A 19,746-nucleotide genomic window follows, 5' to 3' on the forward strand; every position below is an offset into this window, starting at 1 on the left:
CGAGTACTGACTCATAAACCAAAGTGCGGCGACCAACCACGGCCGCCCAATGCTTCTGCCAACAACAATGGGGCCGGGCTAGTGGTTTTCAAGGGCTTGTTTTATTTGCTGATGACGCGCCGCCAGCGCTTCATCTGGCATCAAGGCGGTGACAATGGCACAGGAGTCGATGCCGTGGCGCACCACCGCACCCATGTTGGCCTCGGTAATGCCACCAATGCAGGTCAGCGGCAAGTGCGGCCGCAGCGCTTGCCACCAGTTTGCCAGGCGCTGATAGCCCAGCGGCGGGTATTTCAGCTGCTTAGATAACGGCGGATGCACTGGGCCAAAGGCAATGTAGCTGGGGCGCAGTTGCCAGGCGCGCAGCACCTCCCAATCGGTGTGCGTGCTGATGCCTAGGCGCAAGCCTGCATTGGCAATGGCGGTTAAATCGGCCGTGGCCAAGTCTTCTTGGCCAAGGTGCACACCGTAGGCGCCCAGTTCAATGGCCATGCGCCAATCGTCGTTTATGTACAAGGGCACACCGGCCGCCTTGCATAAATCAATGGCGGTTTGCATGTCCAAGCGATAGTGGCTGCTGCGTTCTTTTACGCGCCACTGCAAGGTATCAACGCCCAACGCCAATAACTGTTGCAGCCAATCCAACTGATCGACCAAGGCGTACAAACCGAGCCTTTGTGCACGCGCAAACGAAGTGCCCGGCTGACGGCCCGCCAGCACCTGCGGCCATTGATCCGCAGGCTGCTGGTGCCAATCGCTGCGCTTATGAATAAACGGTTGGTGGTAACCACTGGCGCGCGCACTGGCCTCTGTCATCACACGGCTCATGTGATGGGCCGCCAACAGCAAGGCATCGTACAAACGCTCGCCCGCGGCCAATGCCGCTGCGATCAGCGCGCTGAAGTGACAACCACTGCCGTGCACGGCCCGCTCAATGCGCGGCTGCTGTAGAGTAAAGTGTGGCGCCGCTGCTGTTTCAGGCGGCTGCGCCTCCGGCCGCACATACACCCGGGTTTCGACCTCAGGGCTCTGGTCATCGCCGCCGGTCACCACCACGCACTGACACCCCAAGGCCAACACCCCCTCAGCCAACTGTGTTTCATCGCCCTGCAAACCAAGCCAAGCGGCCAGGGTCTGCAGTTCGCGCGTATTGGGGGTGATTACCTGGCAACGCGCCAACCATTGGCGCAGCTCATGAGCATCAGCGGCGGCAACTTCCAGCCCGCCGCGACTGGCCGCCAGCACCGGGTCCCAGACGATGGGCGCCGTTAAAGACTCAAGGCGTCGATTCAGCCAACCTAGCCCCTGGCGCAAGTCTGCCAGCCACCCCACCCGCACGGCGTCTGGCTCACCGTCGGTCAGCACCCCTTGCCATTGGGCATCAAGAATGTCCTGATCGACCACCTGAACCGCCAACGCGCCGTCACTGCTTTGCGCCGTGATGGCGCTGACCACGGCGGCACAATCGAGGTCAAACAAGGGCGCAATGCGGGTGTCGGCGTGCAAACCAGCGCCACCGCTGCTGTCGCTGGCGGCGATGCTCAACAAGCGTTTTCTATGCGTCATGCGTTGTGCTCCTGATGCCAAAACGGCAGCCCCACCGTGGCGGTCGAAGGCGCAGCTTGCTGCTGCGCTACCATTAGACCCGCCTGCCAGGCTTGGCGGCCACCGTTAACCGCCTGGGCAAAGGCCGCCGCCATGGCAACGGGGTCTTGCGCTTTTGCCACGGCGGTATTTAACAGCACGGCATCAAAGCCCATTTCCATCGCCGCCATCGCTTGGGACGGCTTACCCAAGCCGGCATCAATCACCAGCACAGCCTCGGGTAAGCGCTCGCGCAATTGCTGCAATTGCTGTTTATTCTGCAAGCCACGCCCAGTGCCGATGGGCGCTCCCCAAGGCATCACGGCGGCACAGCCGAGCTGATGTAGCTCGCGGCACAGCACTAAATCGTCGGTACTGTAGGGCAATACCACAAAGCCATCGTTAACTAAGCGCTCCGCCGCATTTAACAACTGCAGCGGATGTGGCTGCAGATTGTAATCATCACCGATCACCTCCAGCTTGATCCAAGCGGTGCCGAACAGCTCGCGCGCCATGTGCGCCAGCATCACGGCTTCATCGGCACTGTGGCAGCCAGCGGTGTTGGGCAGTAACTGGCAACCGGTGGCGGTTAAATGCTGCTGCAAAAACGCCCAATGATCGTTGTCCGCCAGCTGCTGCGCAGTTTGGCGGCGCAAAGACACCGTCACCATGCCAGGCGTTGCCGCCTGAATCGCATCGGCCATGATCTGTGGTGAAGGGTACAGCGAGCTGCCCAACCACAAACGGCTCGACAACCTCGTTCCGGCAATGTTTAAGCTGTCGTTATCCACCGGTAATCGCTCCCAACACATCGACTTGATCCCCGTCACTGAGCTTGGTTGCCGGCGTTTGCGACCAAGGCACAATGGTCTGATTGAGCGCCACCACGCAGCGCCCTTGCTGAGTCTGATAGCCCAGAGCCTCTAGCAATTGCGCCAGCGTCTGCACCTCCAGCTGCTGTGACTCCCCGTTCACCGTTAACTGCATAATGCCTCCTGTGAGATCTTAAGCGGCCAACCCAGACGCTCGGCCATTTCCTCGACCAACGCCGGCGCCTGCAAATAGCCGTGGCGAAACAGGCCGTTGACCCGCACCACCCGCCCCTGCTGTTCATAGCGGGCAATATGGTCGGCGAAGGCCGGGCGCACATTGCTCTCCAGTGACAAGATGCGTGCTTCGGCCAGCTTAGGGCTGAGGCTATAAACGGCGCTTAATAGCTCCAGCGCCGAGCGCACACTGACGGGGCTGGTATCGTCGGCTTCAATTTCCGTCGCCCCGAGCAAATAGCGAAAGTTGTTATTGGGGCTGGGTTTAGGTACCAGATACAGGCTGTAGCGAGGATGCAATAAGCGCACGGGCCGGCGCAGATGCACGTCCGCACTTTCCAGCCAACACACTTCACCGCGCACACCGCGTGGCCGCTCGCCAACAACATCGCGCGCGCCGCTGCCACGGCAATCAAGAATGTGCTCAGCGTCGATCACTGAACTCTGCCCTGCTTGGCAAACGTCATAGCGCTCGCCGCTGCAGCGCACGTCGCTATTAAAATGAAATACCGCACCAAAATGCTCAGCCGCTTGCTGCAACAATGGCAGCAAGGTGCGGTTATCTAGGTGCTGCTCCTCTGGCAACCAGCAAGCTTCGCTAAAGCCGGCCAGCTCAGGCTCCAGTTGCGCCAGCTGCTGACGATTCAGCCACTGTGCCTGGGGTGCCGTGATGCGATGATGCGCCAATGTGGTACGCAGCTGCGCCAGCAGTGCCTGATCCGCCGGGTGCGCTACTAGTAAGCTGCCTTCGCGCCCCAGCGCCACCGCCACGCCGGTGTCCTGCTGCAGCTGCGCCAGCAATACTGGCCACATCTGCAGCGACTGAACGCCGCGCAAGAACACCGCCTCCGCGGCTACGGCACGCTCACTGTAGGGCGCCACCATGGCAGCGGCGGTATGGGCGGCACTGGCAGGAAGGTGCCCTGCACTGCGCTCATACACCACCACCTCATGGCCGCTGCGCGCCCAACGCCAGGCCAGTAGCCGCCCCATAAGGCCGGCACCCAAAATGGCCACGTTCATGCTCAGCTCTCCGTGCTTTCTGCCGGCTGATACAACTCACTGCCGTGCTGGCGAAACTCTTCGGCCATCGTTTGCATGCCCTGCTCGGCTTCGCTGGCGGCGGCTGCGTCGCGCACTTCCTGCGAGATTTTCATCGAACAGAATTTAGGCCCGCACATGGAGCAAAAATGCGCTTGCTTGTGGCCTTCTTTGGGCAAGGTTTCATCGTGATAAGCACGGGCGGTATCCGGATCGAGGGCGAGGTTGAACTGATCTTCCCAGCGAAACTCAAAGCGCGCTTTTGACACCGCATCGTCGTGCCATTGTGCGCCAGGAATGCCCTTCGCCAGATCCGCCGCATGGGCGGCAATCTTGTAAGTGATCAAGCCTTCTTTAACGTCGTCTTTATTTGGCAGCCCTAGGTGTTCTTTGGGCGTGACATAGCACAGCATGGCGCAGCCATACCAACCCATCATGGCTGCGCCAATGCCGGAGGTGATGTGATCGTAACCAGGGGAAATGTCTGTGGTCAGCGGCCCTAAGGTATAAAACGGCGCTTCATGGCAGTGCTTCAGCTGCTCGTCCATGTTTTCTTTAATCAGGTGCATGGGCACGTGCCCTGGCCCTTCAATAAAGGTTTGCACATCGTGCTGCCAAGCAATTTTGGTCAGCTCACCTAAGGTGCGCAGCTCTGCCATTTGAGCCTCATCGTTGGCATCGGCAACCGAGCCAGGACGCAAGCCATCACCGAGGGAAAAGCAGATATCGTAGGCTTTCATAATCTCGCAAATTTCCTCAAAGTGGGTGTAGAGGAAACTTTCCTGATGATGCGCCAAGCACCATTTGGCCATAATCGAACCGCCACGACTAACAATACCGGTGACCCGTTTGGCGGTCATGGGGATAAAATGCAAGCGCACACCAGCATGAATGGTGAAATAATCCACCCCCTGCTCGGCTTGCTCGATCAAGGTGTCGCGGTACAACTCCCAAGTTAAGTCTTCGGCAATGCCACCGCATTTTTCCAGCGCTTGATACAAAGGCACGGTGCCAATGGGGACCGGCGAGTTGCGAATAATCCACTCGCGCGTTTCATGAATATTATCGCCGGTGGATAAATCCATTACTGTGTCAGCGCCCCAACGCGTCGCCCACACCATTTTCTCCACTTCTTCTTCAATCGACGAGGTCACAGCGGAGTTGCCAATGTTGGCGTTGACCTTAGTGCGAAAGTTGCGCCCTATGATCATCGGCTCACTTTCTGGGTGATTGATATTATTAGGAATCACCGCCCGACCACGGGCAATTTCGTCGCGCACAAATTCAGGCGTAACAAAGGCAGGAATCGAGGCACCAAAACTTTGGCCTGGGTGCTGAGTACGGGCATAGCGCGCCAACTGCTCTTGCTCCAGCCCCAGGTTTTCTCGAATGGCCACATACTCCATTTCCGGAGTCACTATGCCCTGGCGAGCATAATGCAGCTGCGACACATTGGCGCCGGCTTTGGCTTTGCGCGGGCGGCGCTTGTGCTGAAATTTAAGTGCTTCCAACGCAATGTTGCGATCGCGCGTTTGCGCGTAGTTCGAACTAAAGCCCGCCAACTCTTCGGTATCATCACGCTGTTCAATCCAGCTTTGACGCAGCGGTGCTAAGCCAGTGCGCACGTCGACGTTTATATTGGGGTCGGTGTAGGGGCCAGACGTGTCGTACACCAGTACTGGCTCGTTATCTTCCAGCGCGCCACTGGCTGTGCGCGTTGGCGACAGCTCGACGCGGCGCATGCCCACTTGCAAGTCATGGCGCTGGCCAGCAGCGTACACTTTTTGAGAGGCCGGAAATGGCTGAGTAGAGAGTGCATCGACGCTAATGGTGTCGTGCAGTGAGGCGTTATTTGCAGATTTTTTTGTCATTGCCATGCTCTTTCGGTTGCGAAAAACAAAAGGCAGGCAGCGTGGGAAAAACAGCAGAAAAGCAGGGTAAAAATATGCACGAACTGCGTGCAAAGAGCCACTGCGGCTGGTCTTTCTGTTCCCTACGCTGGCACTAACCAGATCAGGTTCAACGGGATCCGCTATTGCGATCTCAGCCCCTCATTCAGGGCACCCCGACAGAATCGACATCAGATTAACGTAATAAAAAATCTCTGGCTAGTGCTATTTACGGCCACTGCTCATCAAGCGATTTAACACGTTAGCGAGTGAGCAAAAAATGCGCCCGTGCCGTGGCAATGGGCGTTGTACGCTCAGCTTGCCAAGCATTAATGGCCACGTTCGCCACCCGGCTGCCTTGGCGCCACACCTGACACTCGGCAAAGGTGTCCTGATGACGTCCGGCGCGCAAATAATCGAGGGAAAAATCGATCATTTTCGGCATCGCTAGGGTTTCCATGGTCATCAATAAATGCAGCGATGCCGACAACTCCATAAAACCACCGATCACGCCGCCATGAATGGCGGGCAAAATCGGGTTGCCGATGTTGTCGTCGTTTTTCGGCAACTGAAATAATACGTCTTTGCCAAAGCGCTGAAACTGCAAGCCAATTAAACCTGCATAGGGAATTGCGGCCACCAACGGCTTAAAATCACCGTCAAGACGCGCCTGTTTTAACATCGCTTCAAAACTCATGCGTCATCTCCGTGCTCAATGCGCGCGCGAAACTCAGGCGGCGTCATGTTCTCGCCAATGCGCATAAACGTGGCGGCACAGCGGGCAATGACCTCACGTTCATCCCCATGTCTTTGCACCACCTCGCATTCGGTAAACACCACACTGGAAGCAACGCGCGTTACGCGGGCTTCGGCCAGCAGATCAATGTCGGGAGTCGCGGCTTTCATGTAATCCATGCGCAAATCCAACGTTGGACACAGCTCAAAACCGGGCAAGGTGGCAAACACAGCAGTACCGCAAGCGGTATCCATTAAGGTGGTCAAGCTGCCACCGTGCACCACGCCGGTGGCAGGGTTGCCTACGATTTGCTCACGATAAGGCAGGCGCATCACCAATAACTGTTCGTCCGCTTGCTCCACGCTAAGCCCCAATACCTGACAGTGGCGTAACGTCGCCACAAAGCGCTGGGCTCGGGTTAACAATGACAGAGACATAAACTCTCCGAAAAATAGGGCGTTATACCGTAAAAATAGACAGATGCAACGGTCTGTCTGGACTGGGTGCGATGGCTGCAACAGTCCATTGCCAACGAAGCGCCGGCCGTCGACGTATGATGGCACGGTGTTGAACAATGTGACTCATTGATAGGAGATTCCATGACCACTTTGCATCCGCCCCAGCCACTGTCTTTTTATCTAGCACAGGCCAGTGAGTGCGACGAGCTCAGCATTGATGCCAGCTGGGGCCAAGGCCGAACCACCTTTGGCGGTATGTCGGCAGCGCTGTTGCTACAGCGCGTCTTATCAGAGGCCAGCGAAGCCGGCCCACTGCGCGCCTTGGCGGTACAGTTTTGCGGCCCCTTGCAGTGCAATCAGACCTGTCGCGTTGATGTGCGCGACTTACGCCAGGGTCGCAGCGTCAGCCACTGGGAAGCCGAGCTGTACCAAGATGGCGAAGTCACCACTCGTTTAAATGCCTGTTTTGGCCAAGAACGTCCTTCAGACATCAATGTCAGGGCACCCGCGCTGGAGTGCGGCGAACCCGGTGCCGGGCAAGCCATGCCCTACATCCAAGGTCTGACGCCTGAGTTTGTGCAACACATCGACTTCACTTACGTCGACGGCGGTTTTCCGTTCAGCAACAGCCCTCACAACCATTTACGCGGCTGGATGCGGCTAAAAGACAGCCCATCGGCGTTAACCACGCCACAACTGGTGGCGCTGATCGATGCCTGGCCACCGGCTCTGCTGCAAAAGCTAAAGCAACCTGCGCCGTGCGCCAGCGTCAGCTGGAACCTAGAGATCATTCAGCCTTTAGAAACCCTACCCACCATTGCCGGTGATGAATGGCTGTATTACGACGTCGACATTCGACAGGCTCACCATGGCTATGGCCATACCGAAGCGCGCATTGCTCGCAGTGACGGCACCTTGCTCGCCCTCAGCCGCCAGCTGGTGGCCGTCTACGATGTGCGAGACTAAAGCTAGAACCCAACTAGCTCCGAAAACCAACAACGCCTAAGTGGCCAACCGGCCACTTTTCTTCTGCCTGCGGGTTGCCGAATCGAGCCTCAACATCTACACCTGTAACAGGCAATTTGTAGTGTGACCTGTTCTAGTTATGGCTACCAACGTATTGATTTGTGACGATTCCAGCTTTGCGCGCAAGCAAATGAAACGCGCCTTGCCCGAAGGCTGGGATGTAGAAGTGCACTTCGCCGGCGACGGTGTTGAAGGCGTAGAAGCCATTCGTGCAGGCAAAGGCGAAGTGGTGTTCCTCGACCTGACCATGCCCAACCTCGATGGCTACGGCGTGTTAGAAGCCATTCGCCGTGAGGACTTACCCGCCATGGTCATTGTCGTCTCTGGTGACATCCAACCCGATGCCCAAGAACGGGTACGCAAGCTAGGCGCCATGGCCTTTATCAAAAAACCCATCGATCAGGAAAAAGCCCGCGCCGTCCTGACGGAATACGGCATTTTGACCGGAGCCTAGTATGACTGATATCAACATCACGGAAGACCAGCGTGATTGCTATCAGGAGCTGAGCAATGTTGCCATGGGCCAGGCCGCCGACCGCCTCGCTCGGCTGCTGGACGCCTACGTTGTTCTGCCGATTCCGAAGGTCAATATGATCGAATCGAGCGAACTGGACATGGCCATTCAAGACGCTGAAAAAGACACAGCGGTGTCGGCGGTTTGTCAGGGGTTTATCGGCTCAGGCATTGCTGGCGAAGCATTATTACTGTTCAAAGACACCAGTTTTCAAGATCTCGCCGCGTTAATGAATTACCAAGGGCCGCTGAATCGCTACGGCGAGTTAGAGCTTTTGATGGACGTAAGCTCCGTCTTAATTGGTGCCTGCGTGCACGGCATTGGTGAACAGTTAGAAATTCACTTCAATCAAGGCCACCCAGTGGTATTGGGCCAACACTGCATGGCAGAAGACATTTTACGCAGCGGTAACCATCAGTGGACCAAAACCCTAGCCATCGAAATTCATTACACCCTTGAACACGTTAATATCGACTGCGACTTGCTATTACTGTTCACCGAAGACTCGGTGGTAAAACTGAATAAAGTCATTGATTACCTGCTGGATTAATCCATGAAAGATCCGAATATAGAGTTTGGCGACATCCACTGGTTAATGGACATTCTGCAAAACATTGATGTCGGCTTGGTGGTGCTTGATCGTGACTATCGCATCCAGTTGTGGAATGGCTTTATGGAAAGTCACAGTGGTATCAGCCCGCAAAATGCCAAAGAGCAGGTGTTGTTTGATTTGTTCGATGAAATCCCACGCGACTGGTTTATGCAAAAAGCCGAGCCCGTATTTCAATTAAAAACTCGCACCTTTACCATTTGGGAACAACGTCCCTACCTGTTTAAGTTTAAAAATTATCGCCCCATTACCGGCCGCGCCGCCATTATGTATCAGAACACCAGCATGATTCCGCTGGAGTCGATCGACCGCAGCGTCGATCACATCTGCCTGATCATTTATGATGTCACCGATATCGCCGTTAACCGCAACGATGTCATCAGTGCCAACCAATCCTTGCGAGAACTGCATCAGTACGACCACCTCACCGAGCTTTACAACCGCCCACATTGGGAACCGAAATTTGCCGATGAGTTTCGTCGTAGCCAGCGTAACGGTCGCGCTTCGGCGTTGGTGCTCATTGATGTCGATGATTTTCGCTTGGTCAATGCCAATTACGGCCACCAAGCAGGCGATGAAGTATTACGCACCCTGGCTGGTGCCTTGCGGCAAACCCTGCGGCAAACGGATCATGCCTGTCGCTTTACCGGCGAAACCTTCGCCGTTATGCTGGTCGATACCGATGCACAGCAAGCTGTGCACTTCGCCGAACGCATCCGCAAAGATGTCGAAACCATGTCTATTATTGCTCCCGGCCATGAATTATCCGTTACCGTCAGTATTGGTGTTGCCGCTAGTCAGCCTGCCTTTGACTCACCGGCACAATGGCAGCAAGCGGCTTCCAAAGCGCTTAATCATGCCAAAGAAGGCGGGCGTAACCGTACCACCCTCTACCAACACCACAGCTAACTTAAGCAGCGGGTCCTGGCGGTGATTCCACGCGAGTTTGTGGATGCGCCGTTGCGCGCCTTAGAACGTCGCGGTGTTGATATCAAGCGTTTGTGGCGTGAAGCAGGGTTGCCCGAAGCCTTGCTCTACGATCACCAGCACAGCCTCAACAGCCAGCAATATACGCGTTTAATGGGTACCTTATGGCGCGGCGCCGATGATGAATTTATGGGGTTGGCCGAAGCGCGCAGCCGCTTTGGTACGTTCAGCATGATGTGCAAAGCCATCATCAGTTGCTCAACGCTGGAGCATGCTCTGCATCGAGCACAACGGTTTTATGCGCTGTTTGATGGCGCTCCCACCCTTCGATTAGAAAAAGGGCGACGACTGAGCAAACTGATCATTGAGCATGATCTCAGCTACGACCCTGACCACTTTCTAAGTGAATCCCTGTTGGCCATTTGGCATCGCTTTCCAAGTTGGTTGGTCGATCAAGGCATTCCTTTGCTCAACGTGGGCTGCAGCTACCCACCGCCACCCCATGCCGCACTGTACCAGTCGTTGTTTGCAACGCCAGTCAGCTTTAATCAAGCCAATACCTTTTTACAGATTCCCAGCCGAGTCTTGGCGCTGCCCATTGCGCAAACACCGACATCATTGCAGGCATTTTTACACCACTCACCGGCCGATATTCTTGCTCGCCCTAATCCTCATCAAAGTACCACGGGCAAATTACGGCGCCTATTCCGCCAGCATCCCGTCGATGCACTTCCCAGCCTGACCGAAGTTGCCCGAACGCTACGAGTGTCCGGTGCTACACTGCGAAGACGCTTGCACGATGAGCAAACGTCTTATCAGCAGTTGAAGGATGAACGCCGACTGGAAGAAGCCTGTGTCATGTTACGCCACCCAGACATCAGCATTCATACCATCGCCGAGTGCTTGGGTTACACCGAGGCCAGCACCTTTCATCGGGCATTTCGTAAATGGCAGGGGATGACGCCGGGTGATTATCGGCAACAAACACTGGATCATGCTGCTGACCTGGCTGCTGCTGTTGCCCTCCCTCGGCATCGCCCAGCCACAAGTGAGCATCAGCCGTGAGCTATCCGGCCAAAGCCTAATGCCCTATGCCGGCTATTGGCAGGCAAGCACCGACACGGAGTCACTTGCTGTTCCGCTCGATGTGCCTTGGCAGCCGCTCAAAGCGACTACCGCCAACTTTGGCACACATCATGGTGCGCTCTGGTTTCGCATAAACATACGCGCCGAGCAGCCCCTTTCTGACTGGCAACTGGTTATAGACAACCCCATTTTGGACCAAGTGGACGTGTATCTGGTAAGGCAGGAGCAACTACTAGGGCATTGGCAACTGGGCGATAAACAGGTGTTTGCAAAGCGTCCGGTAGCTAGCCATTGGTTTCAACTGCCCATGCGAGTATCGCGTCCCGGTGCCTACCAAATCTTCATACGGGTGAAAACCCAAGGCTCACTGCAGCTGTCGGCAGCACTGTGGCATGAAAATGACTTGCAGGAGGAGCAGGCTAACACCTACCTGCTGACCGGTGCTTATGCGGGGTTTATCGTCGCCATCTTGCTCTACAACTGGTTTATTTACATTGCTAATCGCGAACGCTACACCCTGTATTACATCGGCTTTATCGCCAGCTATTTGCTGTTTTACCTGGCCATAGAGGGGTTTGGCTTTCAGTTTTTATGGCCAGAGTCAGTTTGGTGGCAGCAGCGCGCCACTTTAGTAGGCATGGCGGCTGGGGCCTTGTTCAGTTGTTTGTTCGCCAACCATTTTCTTGGTTTAAAACGCCATTATCGCCGCAGCCTTTACCGGTTGAACCAACTCGCCAAATACGGCTCTTGGCTGGCATTAATCGCTACCCTAGTTCTGCCGTTTGCACTGGCATTGCAACTGACCATGGTCGCAGTGGTAATAATCGCCCTGAGCGCCGCGGTGAATGGCATACGCGCCAGCCTCGACAAACGTCGCTCCGCGATCATGTACTCTGCGGGCTGGCTGCTGCTGTTTTTTGGCGTCATCGTCCATATTATTGCGCGCCAGGGCTGGCTACCTATGTATCCTTGGGTCGCCAACACTTCGCATCTTGGCTTCATACTGCTGGTTATCGTACATGGCGTTGCCATCGCCATGCGCTTTCACCAACAGCGACGGGAATATTTGGCCACTCAGCAGCGTCTATTGCAAAGCCAGCGAGAAGCCTTAAGGACACGCTTCCAAGCCCAAGAGGCTGAGATAAAACGCCAGCAAAGCGAAGCCGAGCAGCAAGCACAAAGCCAATTTCTGGCCATGATGTCGCATGAAATACGAACGCCACTGAACGGCGTTCTCGGCATGACAGAGCTGCTTCAGGACACTCCACTCAACGCTGAGCAGCAGCGGCTGACCGACACCATCAGCCGCTCCGGCAGCTCCTTGATGACCACGCTGAATGATGTTTTGGATATTTCGAAAATCCGCTCCGGCAAATTGGAGATCAATAAAGACAGCACCAACCTAGATGCGTTGATCAGCGACTGTTTGATGCTCTACCAACACAGTGCGGCTGAAAAAGGGCTAACGCTGACGGGCCGCTTTGAGCTCCCCCTGTGGCAATACTGCCATACCGACTCCTCGCGCCTTCGCCAAATCATCAGCAACCTGGTGAGCAATGCCGTTAAGTTTACCCACCAAGGCCATATAGAGGTGCGCGTTTCATACCCCCATGGCGGTTTGCAAATCGACGTCGAAGACAGCGGCATAGGCATTGATCCTAGCTATCAGAGTCAACTGTTCGATCACTTCAGCCAGGCTGATCGCTCCACCTCACGTCACTATGGCGGCAGCGGCCTAGGGCTCAGCATTTGCCAACAACTGGCGCAGCTGCTGGGTGGCAACATCACGGTCCGCAGTCAACCCAATCAAGGCTCTTGCTTTACTCTTCAGCTGGCCAACGTTGAAGCGACGGATGCGTTCGATGGCTCAGGCCTAGCAGGCACAGCAGTCGCTCTTGAGCTGCCGCACCAGCACCCCCTCAAGGCACTGTGCGAGCACGCCATCAGCTGCGGCTCGCTCACCCCATCAGAACAAGCCGAGCTGCGCATTGCTGGCGCAGATGCCGGGCTGCGTATCTTTGCACAGCAATCGATCGCCCTCACGCCACCGATCACCACCTTGCAATTATTGCGTGCTTGTCAGCAAGCCCAACAAACCGCCCCCTCTACCATCATCGCACCAGCGTCACCGCAACCGCAGCAGCAACAGTGCATCTGGGTGGCCGAGGACAACGCCGTAAACCAAACCGTCGTCGCCGGCATGTTGCGTCATTTAGGCTACCCCTATCGACTGTTCGACAACGGCCAGAAGCTACTCGATGCCCTCACCGAAGTGTCAAAACCAGCACTGATTTTGATGGATTGTGAAATGCCAGAGCTGGATGGCTTCGATGCAACCCTGGCAATACGCCAGCATCACCCCACCTTGCCCATCATTGCGCTCAGCGCACACGCCTTGCCCGAGTTCCGCCAGCGCGCTTACCAAAGCGGTATGAATGACTTTGTGACTAAGCCAATTAAGCGCCAGCAGCTTGCCGACGCTTTGGCTCAATGGCTTAAGTAACCAACATCAAACGAAATCAGCGCGATGGCGATAATGATGTGCCGGATAAGTGCCCAATAGGCGCAACTCACGGGCGAAGTAACGCAACTCTTCTAACGCATGTTGCATGGCGGGCTGCTGCGGGTGACCGTACATATCGACATGAAAGTGACTGGCCTCCATGGTGCCACCGTCCATATAGCTTTCGAGCTTAATCAAATTCACGCCGTTAGTGGCAAAACCACCCAGCGCCTTGTATAAGGCGGCCGGTATATTGCGCACCGTAAACAGTAAACTGGTGATGTAATGCTCATCCGCTTGGTATTGCTGATGCTCCTGCTCGCGCGCAAACACTAAAAAACGCGTGGTATTGCCACTGACGTCCTGAAAGTTCTGCCTCAGCACCGCCAAATCATAAAGCTCTGCGGCAAGGCTGGAAGCGATGGCACCTTGACCCGCTTGTGGTTGCTCGCTCAATTGCCTTGCCGCCACTGCGGTATCGACGGCAGCACGGGGGCGTATGCCCAAGTTGCGCAAGCGCTGCTGACATTGCGCCAGAGCCTGAGGATGTGACGCCACTTCTTTAATATCAGCCAACTCAGTGCCTTTGGGCGCCAGCAAGCAGTGGTTCACCGGCTCAAAGTGCTCGCCAATGATCGACAATGAGGTATTAGGTAACAGGCGATAGATTTCCTCCACTCGACCGGCGGTGGAGTTCTCTAGCGGAATCATGGCGCGGTCAGCTTTGCCCTCTTCTACCATCACCAGAGCACTGTGAAAGTCATCGCAGGCCAACGCTTCTGCATTCGGAAACACTTGTAAGCAAGCCAAATGCGAGTAGGCCCCTCGAGTCCCCTGATAGGCCACGGTATTGACCATATTTCTCTCCTAACGCCTTTAATGCACCTTAATGGCGCATCGAGCTCTAAAAACAGCACCGATACGGTGAGTCCACACCGGTATACGGGCCACTATGGTGCAGTCGCGCAAGAACTTAAGCCGCTCACGCTGCATCCAAGCGCATTCTACAACAGCTGGCACAATGCCTGCTTTGTCTGTTGTTACCATCACAATATCAACTCAGGGTACCCTATGACGCCATTCAGCTGGCCGCCTGCAAACCAAGCCACTGTGGATGCGCTGCAACAGCATAACCAAGTGCTGCAGGTACCTGACCAATGGCGGCAACAGCTGACCAAGGTTTGGTTACCGCTGGCTAGCTGGTTGGCAGATTGGGTCGTCAGTGTTAGTGGGCCTCCCGTCATCGGTATTCATGGTGGCCAGGGGTCGGGTAAATCGACCCTTAGTCACGCCTTGGCAGATTGGTATCAGGCCAGCTTTGGCTGGAACGTGGTTGTTATCTCCATCGACGATTTGTATCTCAGCCACGCTGACCGGCAGCAGCTCGCGACAGAAGTTCACCCTTTATTGCAAACGCGAGGCGTGCCCGGAACTCACGATCACCAGCGAGGGCAACAGCTATTGCAGCAGTTACGCGCCCTGAAATCAGGTCAAACACTAAGCTGCCCCGCCTTCGACAAGGCCAGCGATGATCGCCTGCCTGTGTCAGCCTGGCATCAAGTCACTGGGCCTGTTGATGCGGTTCTATTTGAGGGCTGGTGCGTCGGTTGCCCACCACAGTCGCCTGATCAGCTCACTGTGCCAGTCAACACTCTAGAGCAACAGGAAGACCCAGACGGTCAGTGGCGGCATTGGGTCAACCAACAACTCGCAGACCACTACCAGAGCTGGTTCGCCCAACTCGATCACTTGATCATGCTGAAAGTGCCGGACATGGGCGCCGTGCAGCGCTGGCGCAGTCAGCAGGAGCGAGAAAACTTACGGCAAGCACAAAAAGATCGCCCCGACCGCTCACTGAATGAGCCAGCCTTGCTACGCTTTATACAGCATTACCAACGGCTGACCGAACATGCGTTACACACCATTCCAGCTGTAGCAGATTGGGTGCTGGAATTGGATGCGCAACACCAAGTCAGTCGAGTGCAGTTTCACCACAAGGAGACGCTATGACCCATTCTTGGATCGTCATGACTGACCTTGACGGCACCCTGCTAGACCACCAAACCTACAGCTTTGATGCCGCCATAACCGCGCTTAAAGCGCTGCAGCGCGCGCACATTCCCTGCTTACTTAATACCAGTAAGACCTTTGCAGAAACCATACAAGTGCGCGCTGACATCGGTCTCAATACCGGTTTTGCCTGTGAAAACGGCGCTGCCTTATTCATACCCAAAGCCGGTGGCAGCGGCTTTAGCAGCACCGACTACAACGCCGAAATACTCGGTTGTCATTACCCTAAACTGCTTAAAGTGTTGCACCAGCTGCGCCAGCAAGGCTTTTTATTCCGTGGTTTTAACGACATGACGGCCCTAGAAGTCAGTGCCCTGACGGGCCTTGATAGCGAGTCCGCCAGCCTAGCCAAGCAACGTCATGGCAGCGAGCCCATCGTTTGGCAAGACGCTGAAGACAAACTACCTGCTTTTCGCCAAGCCTTGGCCCAGCAACAATTACGGCTGGTTCGCGGCGGTCGCTTTTGGCACGTTTTAGGCGCTAACGATAAAGCCGATGCGCTGCACTTTTTCACCAATTATTACCAGCAGCTGTGGCAGCAGCCGGTTAAGGTGCTGGCACTGGGTGACGGTGACAATGACGCCTCAATGCTGGCAGCGGCAGACCTTGCCGTAGTGGTTCCAAACCCAGAGCAAACCTTGCTGCTAACGGATGACCATGTTCGCTACGCCATCACGCCGGGTCCCAAGGGCTGGAGCTTAGCGGTATTGGAATGGTTGCAAACTATTGAACCAAGCCTAAATCAAGGAGAGCAGCGTGGCTGACTTTTATCAAAACGGCATTATCACCAACCTGCACAACTTGGTTGATCGGCCAACCGAAGAACTGGAGCGTGAACTGACCAGTTTTGCCCGCTTGCGGCCGATGTCGTTAGTACTGCCGTCTTTATATTCAGAGCTGCAGGGGCCGGCTCTGAGCCACATCATTTCTGAAATTGCTCAAGTCCCTTACCTTAACGAAATCGTTATTGGCTTAGACCGAGCCAATGAGCAACAGCATCATCATGCTCACGAATTTTTTGCCGACCTTCCTCAACACCATCGTATTTTATGGAACGACGGTCCACGCTTGCGCAAAATTGACGACTTACTGGAGCAAAAAGGCTTGGCCCCTAAAGAAATGGGCAAAGGGCGTAACGTCTGGTATTGCTATGGCTATGTGCTGGCGTCAGGCCGCGCCGAGGCCGTTGCACTGCACGATTGCGACATTCTGACCTACGACCGCAGCTTGCTGGCACGATTGATTTATCCGGTAGCGAACCCCAGTTTTAATTATGAGTTTGCCAAAGGCTACTACGCCCGCATTGCCGATCAAAAAATGAATGGCCGCGTCAGTCGCTTACTGGTCACACCGCTACTGCGAGCGCTGAAGAAAACCTTTGGCGCACTGGATTTTCTGGAATATTTGGACAGTTTTCGCTACCCGTTATCGGGCGAGTTTTCGATGCGTGCCGATGTGTTAAATGACATTCGCATTCCCAGTGACTGGGGACTAGAAATTGGCGTTTTATCTGAAATGAAGCGCAACTACTCCACCAACCGCTTATGTCAGGTGGACATTGCCGACTGCTACGACCACAAACACCAGCCGCTGTCTGCGGATGATCAAGCACGCGGCCTGTCAAAAATGAGCACGGATATTTGCAAAGCCATTTTCCGCAAACTGGCAACTCAAGGCGAAGTACTCACTACCGAAGCCTTTCGCACCATTAAAGCCACCTATTACCGTATCGCCCTCGACTTTATCGAAACCTACTACAACGATGCCCGTATGAATGGTTTAGTATTGGATCGTCACAGCGAAGAAAAAGCGGTGGAACTATTCGCTGAAAACATCATGCACGCCGGTGAGAGTTTTTTAGCCAACCCGATGGAAACGCCCTTTATTCCCAGCTGGAACCGCGTTATCAGCGCCATTCCAGATATTCTTGACCGCCTTTATGAAGCGGTAGAAATCGACAACGCTCGCTGATACAAACACAAAAAAGGGGCCGTAGCCCCTTTGCAACAATATCCACCATCAAATCAGTGAAAGCGCACGGGTAGCCAATCGCAGTGTGGTTCAGAGTCGATGGTATTGATCATTTCGTCACAGGGCATAGGCTGCAGCATGTATCCTTGCTTTACGCCAACACTGGCGAGGGTTTCTGAACACTCCGCTAAGCTGCGAAACCGCATTGGCCGGTCTCTTTCCATCAATAGCGACTCCTGCCCGTCATGAACGACCTGGACCAGATACAGGTCACCCTCGTTGGTTAAAACATGCACTTCTGGCTTCCCCTGATGGGCCTGCTTTTTTAATTCATTCAGTGTCATGGCTTTGCTCCTTAGTCAACGCTCGTGAACTTGAACCCTGCACTGGCATGCAAACAACCTACTGCATTTCACGATCGCATGCGCGAGGTCGAATCTAACTAGCGTTAGACAAAAGTGCATGATTCACGACACCGACTTTAGCAGCCATTGCAACATCAACCATTGAATAGCTTGAAACGTTCTATGAGCCGGCTATTGATAACCAGACCACCTGATAAGGCGCCAACTCCAATTGCTCCTGCAGCGGTTCAGCCTCGGGTTGTATCAAATCACGACATCCTCGCGGTAAGAAGCCCAGCACCGCCAGCGGTAGCTTTAACATGCGTTCGGTAACATTGGCGATGGAAAATAAGGTCTGTTCACTGTGGCTGCGCTGTAAGATAAACACATCGGAGTTAATGCGAATCACTTTCTGACGGGCGTTAGGGTGAAACGCTGGCTGACGGCGGCGCACAGCGATTAATCGGCGCAGCTCGTTAAACACTTCTGCTTGAGGTGTGACCGGATTATTAAGTAAGCAACTTAGCTCATCCAACTGCCATAGCTTGCGGTTAATTGAGCGGGTACGCCCAGTTTGCTCAACATGCTCCAAATCGTTGGGCGTGGCCGTCAGGCTATGAATGTAAACCGCCGGTATGCCCTGCATGGCCAGCATAATGCTTTGCGCACACAAAAAACGCTGCACCTGATGGTGATCCACTCCGCGACGCGTCCCCATACAGGCATCAAACAACGAAATATTGATTTCATAGGGGCTTTCGCTGCCATCGGAATTGGCTTTGGTGCTGACAAAACCGCCAAAGCGGTGCATGCAATCGATTAAATCCTGCACCTCACGCTCGGGCAAAATACCCTCCACCGGGCGCACGCCTATGCCATCATGACTGGCGGTGAAATTGAGATAGGTACAGCCCTCAGGCAAGGGCGGAATATCCGCCGCCCACTGGCTTAGAAAATCCGCATTACCGCGATTCAAGGCATGCAAAACCAACGGCGGCAAACCAAATTGATACACCATATGCGCTTCATCGGACTGACCAAAATAGCTCAGATTTTCTGCCACCGGCACATTGGTTTCGGTAATCAGCACCACGTCTGGTGCGCATACATCGACAATGTCGCGCAACAGTTTGACCACTTGGTGGGTCTGCGGTAAGTGCAAACAGCAAGTACCCAACTGCTTCCATAAAAAGGCGATGGCATCTAGGCGAATAAAGCGGGCACCCTGCTCGATGTAAAATAAAAAGATCTGTATAAATTCCAACAACACCTTCGGGTTGGCGAAATTTAAATCAATTTGATCTTCACTGAACGTCGCCCAAACATGCCGTCGCCCACGATGGGTATACACTGGGGTCAATAGCGGCGTATTGCGTGGCCGCGTCACTGCCGATACATCCTGCTGCGGGTCGACTTCTATAAAATATTCGGTAAAGGGCTCGCGGTTACTGATAAAGTCGATAAACCACAGGTTTTCACGCGAGCAATGATTGATCACTAGGTCGAACATCAAGTCGAAATCCTGATGTAGGACGTGAATGTCCGGCCATTCGCCCCAGTCTGGATTCACTTGGCGATAGTCGATCACGGAAAAACCGTCATCCGAACTGTAGGGAAAAAACGGCAGAATATGCACCGCGCTGACGGTATCCCGTAAGTGCTGACGTAAAAACTGTGCCAATGTTTGCAGCGGTACTTCATTCTCATGTTGCAGGCTATTGCCATACGTAATGAGAATCACGTCACTTTCATCCCAGCGTTGCGAGCGCGGTCGCTTAACTCGACGCTGCTCTGCAAAGGTATGCATCAAGCGCACGATTTGTGCGGCTAACTCGCTGCAATCGGTATCGCTGTAAATCTTTTCAAGGCGCGCTTGAATGCGCGCCACGGCTGGCGCTGAGAGTTCTGGCATGGCGTGTCCTTTTTTATGACCAGCTCACC

General features: G+C 54.8%; 19 protein-coding genes and 1 riboswitch. Of the genes, 9 read left to right on the forward strand and 10 right to left on the reverse strand.

What is annotated here, in order from left to right:
* Positions 1–78: 78 nt before the first annotated feature.
* From IE090_RS07730 to IE090_RS07760, 7 genes are all read right to left on the reverse strand, one after another.
* Complete coding sequence (locus tag IE090_RS07730) at positions 79–1,566, reverse strand: thiamine phosphate synthase (RefSeq protein WP_189387799.1); 1,488 nt, start codon at positions 1,564–1,566, stop codon at positions 79–81.
* Positions 1,563–2,396 (reverse strand): thiazole synthase, encoded by an 834-nt coding sequence (locus IE090_RS07735; protein ID WP_189387800.1) that lies wholly within the window; start codon positions 2,394–2,396, stop codon positions 1,563–1,565. Before IE090_RS07735 ends, IE090_RS07730 begins: the two co-directional genes overlap by 4 nt.
* Positions 2,368–2,571, reverse strand: coding sequence for a sulfur carrier protein ThiS (gene thiS / locus IE090_RS07740; RefSeq protein WP_189387801.1), 204 nt, complete (start codon positions 2,569–2,571; stop codon positions 2,368–2,370). The genes IE090_RS07735 and thiS overlap by 29 nt, the downstream gene beginning before the upstream one ends.
* A complete protein-coding gene (locus tag IE090_RS07745; protein WP_189387802.1) occupies positions 2,562–3,653 on the reverse strand; it encodes an NAD(P)/FAD-dependent oxidoreductase in 1,092 nt (363 codons plus the stop codon). The genes thiS and IE090_RS07745 overlap by 10 nt, the downstream gene beginning before the upstream one ends.
* 2 nt (positions 3,654–3,655) lie before the next feature.
* Positions 3,656–5,542, reverse strand: coding sequence for a phosphomethylpyrimidine synthase ThiC (thiC, locus tag IE090_RS07750; protein WP_189387803.1), 1,887 nt, complete (start codon positions 5,540–5,542; stop codon positions 3,656–3,658).
* A gap of 102 nt (positions 5,543–5,644) precedes the next feature.
* Positions 5,645–5,749: riboswitch (TPP riboswitch) on the reverse strand.
* 73 nt (positions 5,750–5,822) lie between these two features.
* On the reverse strand, positions 5,823–6,257 hold the full coding sequence (locus tag IE090_RS07755) for a PaaI family thioesterase (protein ID WP_189387804.1): 435 nt from the start codon (positions 6,255–6,257) through the stop codon (positions 5,823–5,825).
* Positions 6,254–6,733 carry a PaaI family thioesterase gene (locus IE090_RS07760; RefSeq protein ID WP_189387805.1) on the reverse strand — a complete coding sequence of 160 codons (480 nt, stop codon included), beginning with the start codon at positions 6,731–6,733 and terminating at the stop codon, positions 6,254–6,256. Before IE090_RS07760 ends, IE090_RS07755 begins: the two co-directional genes overlap by 4 nt.
* 162 nt (positions 6,734–6,895) lie before the next feature.
* Between IE090_RS07760 and IE090_RS07765 the strand changes: the two genes are divergently transcribed.
* The 6 genes from IE090_RS07765 to IE090_RS07790 all read left to right on the forward strand — a co-directional run bounded on the left by IE090_RS07765 (position 6,896) and on the right by IE090_RS07790 (position 13,420).
* Positions 6,896–7,720: an acyl-CoA thioesterase gene (locus IE090_RS07765; protein WP_189387806.1), complete on the forward strand. Its 825-nt coding sequence runs from the start codon at positions 6,896–6,898 to the stop codon at positions 7,718–7,720.
* A gap of 139 nt (positions 7,721–7,859) precedes the next feature.
* Complete coding sequence (locus tag IE090_RS07770) at positions 7,860–8,234, forward strand: response regulator (protein ID WP_189387807.1); 375 nt, start codon at positions 7,860–7,862, stop codon at positions 8,232–8,234.
* A gap of 1 nt (position 8,235) precedes the next feature.
* Positions 8,236–8,844 (forward strand): histidine kinase, encoded by a 609-nt coding sequence (locus IE090_RS07775; protein WP_189387808.1) that lies wholly within the window; start codon positions 8,236–8,238, stop codon positions 8,842–8,844.
* Between the two features lie 3 nt (positions 8,845–8,847).
* Positions 8,848–9,813, forward strand: coding sequence for a GGDEF domain-containing protein (locus IE090_RS07780; RefSeq protein WP_189387809.1), 966 nt, complete (start codon positions 8,848–8,850; stop codon positions 9,811–9,813).
* A 21-nt stretch (positions 9,814–9,834) separates the two neighbouring features.
* Positions 9,835–10,896 carry an AraC family transcriptional regulator gene (locus IE090_RS07785; protein WP_189387810.1) on the forward strand — a complete coding sequence of 354 codons (1,062 nt, stop codon included), beginning with the start codon at positions 9,835–9,837 and terminating at the stop codon, positions 10,894–10,896.
* On the forward strand, positions 10,826–13,420 hold the full coding sequence (locus IE090_RS07790; protein WP_189387811.1) for a hybrid sensor histidine kinase/response regulator family protein: 2,595 nt from the start codon (positions 10,826–10,828) through the stop codon (positions 13,418–13,420). Before IE090_RS07785 ends, IE090_RS07790 begins: the two co-directional genes overlap by 71 nt.
* A 6-nt stretch (positions 13,421–13,426) precedes the next feature.
* On the opposite strand, the gene IE090_RS07795 is transcribed toward IE090_RS07790, so the two are convergent.
* Positions 13,427–14,278, reverse strand: a complete 852-nt coding sequence (locus tag IE090_RS07795) for a prephenate dehydratase (RefSeq protein WP_189387812.1) — start codon at positions 14,276–14,278, stop codon at positions 13,427–13,429.
* Between the two features lie 213 nt (positions 14,279–14,491).
* On the opposite strand from IE090_RS07795, the gene IE090_RS07800 reads away from it, so the two are divergent.
* The 3 genes from IE090_RS07800 to IE090_RS07810 are packed head-to-tail and all read left to right on the forward strand — an operon-like array spanning position 14,492 to position 17,461.
* Positions 14,492–15,430, forward strand: coding sequence for a hypothetical protein (locus IE090_RS07800; protein ID WP_229815570.1), 939 nt, complete (start codon positions 14,492–14,494; stop codon positions 15,428–15,430).
* Positions 15,427–16,254, forward strand: a complete 828-nt coding sequence (locus tag IE090_RS07805) for an HAD-IIB family hydrolase (protein ID WP_189387813.1) — start codon at positions 15,427–15,429, stop codon at positions 16,252–16,254. The genes IE090_RS07800 and IE090_RS07805 overlap by 4 nt, the downstream gene beginning before the upstream one ends.
* Positions 16,247–17,461, forward strand: a complete 1,215-nt coding sequence (locus tag IE090_RS07810; RefSeq protein ID WP_189387814.1) for a glycosyltransferase family protein — start codon at positions 16,247–16,249, stop codon at positions 17,459–17,461. Before IE090_RS07805 ends, IE090_RS07810 begins: the two co-directional genes overlap by 8 nt.
* Positions 17,462–17,514: 53 nt before the next feature.
* Here the strand turns inward: IE090_RS07810 and IE090_RS07815 are convergent, their stop codons facing one another.
* Positions 17,515–17,805, reverse strand: coding sequence for a DUF6482 family protein (locus IE090_RS07815; protein WP_189387815.1), 291 nt, complete (start codon positions 17,803–17,805; stop codon positions 17,515–17,517).
* Positions 17,806–17,986: 181 nt separating this feature from the next.
* Positions 17,987–19,717 carry a sugar phosphorylase gene (locus tag IE090_RS07820; RefSeq protein ID WP_189387816.1) on the reverse strand — a complete coding sequence of 577 codons (1,731 nt, stop codon included), beginning with the start codon at positions 19,715–19,717 and terminating at the stop codon, positions 17,987–17,989.
* Positions 19,718–19,746 lie beyond the last annotated feature (29 nt).

This window comes from Bacterioplanes sanyensis (genome assembly GCF_014652515.1).
GTDB lineage: Bacteria > Pseudomonadota > Gammaproteobacteria > Pseudomonadales > Oceanobacteraceae > Bacterioplanes > Bacterioplanes sanyensis.

Bases quoted from the DNA above. Each gene is read 5' to 3' on its own strand.
- IE090_RS07800 (WP_229815570.1), top strand. From the start codon at position 14,492: ATGACGCCATTCAGCTGGCCGCCTGCAAACCAAGCCACTGTGGATGCG.
- IE090_RS07760 (WP_189387805.1), bottom strand. From the start codon at position 6,733: ATGTCTCTGTCATTGTTAACCCGAGCCCAGCGCTTTGTGGCGACGTTA.
- IE090_RS07815 (WP_189387815.1), bottom strand. From the start codon at position 17,805: ATGACACTGAATGAATTAAAAAAGCAGGCCCATCAGGGGAAGCCAGAA.
- IE090_RS07805 (WP_189387813.1), top strand. From the start codon at position 15,427: ATGACCCATTCTTGGATCGTCATGACTGACCTTGACGGCACCCTGCTA.
- IE090_RS07745 (WP_189387802.1), bottom strand. From the start codon at position 3,653: ATGAACGTGGCCATTTTGGGTGCCGGCCTTATGGGGCGGCTACTGGCC.
- IE090_RS07775 (WP_189387808.1), top strand. From the start codon at position 8,236: ATGACTGATATCAACATCACGGAAGACCAGCGTGATTGCTATCAGGAG.
- IE090_RS07770 (WP_189387807.1), top strand. From the start codon at position 7,860: ATGGCTACCAACGTATTGATTTGTGACGATTCCAGCTTTGCGCGCAAG.
- IE090_RS07780 (WP_189387809.1), top strand. From the start codon at position 8,848: ATGAAAGATCCGAATATAGAGTTTGGCGACATCCACTGGTTAATGGAC.
- IE090_RS07765 (WP_189387806.1), top strand. From the start codon at position 6,896: ATGACCACTTTGCATCCGCCCCAGCCACTGTCTTTTTATCTAGCACAG.
- IE090_RS07755 (WP_189387804.1), bottom strand. From the start codon at position 6,257: ATGAGTTTTGAAGCGATGTTAAAACAGGCGCGTCTTGACGGTGATTTT.
- thiC (WP_189387803.1), bottom strand. From the start codon at position 5,542: ATGACAAAAAAATCTGCAAATAACGCCTCACTGCACGACACCATTAGC.
- IE090_RS07795 (WP_189387812.1), bottom strand. From the start codon at position 14,278: ATGGTCAATACCGTGGCCTATCAGGGGACTCGAGGGGCCTACTCGCAT.
- IE090_RS07730 (WP_189387799.1), bottom strand. From the start codon at position 1,566: ATGACGCATAGAAAACGCTTGTTGAGCATCGCCGCCAGCGACAGCAGC.
- thiS (WP_189387801.1), bottom strand. From the start codon at position 2,571: ATGCAGTTAACGGTGAACGGGGAGTCACAGCAGCTGGAGGTGCAGACG.
- IE090_RS07820 (WP_189387816.1), bottom strand. From the start codon at position 19,717: ATGCCAGAACTCTCAGCGCCAGCCGTGGCGCGCATTCAAGCGCGCCTT.
- IE090_RS07735 (WP_189387800.1), bottom strand. From the start codon at position 2,396: ATGTGTTGGGAGCGATTACCGGTGGATAACGACAGCTTAAACATTGCC.
- IE090_RS07790 (WP_189387811.1), top strand. From the start codon at position 10,826: ATGCTGCTGACCTGGCTGCTGCTGTTGCCCTCCCTCGGCATCGCCCAG.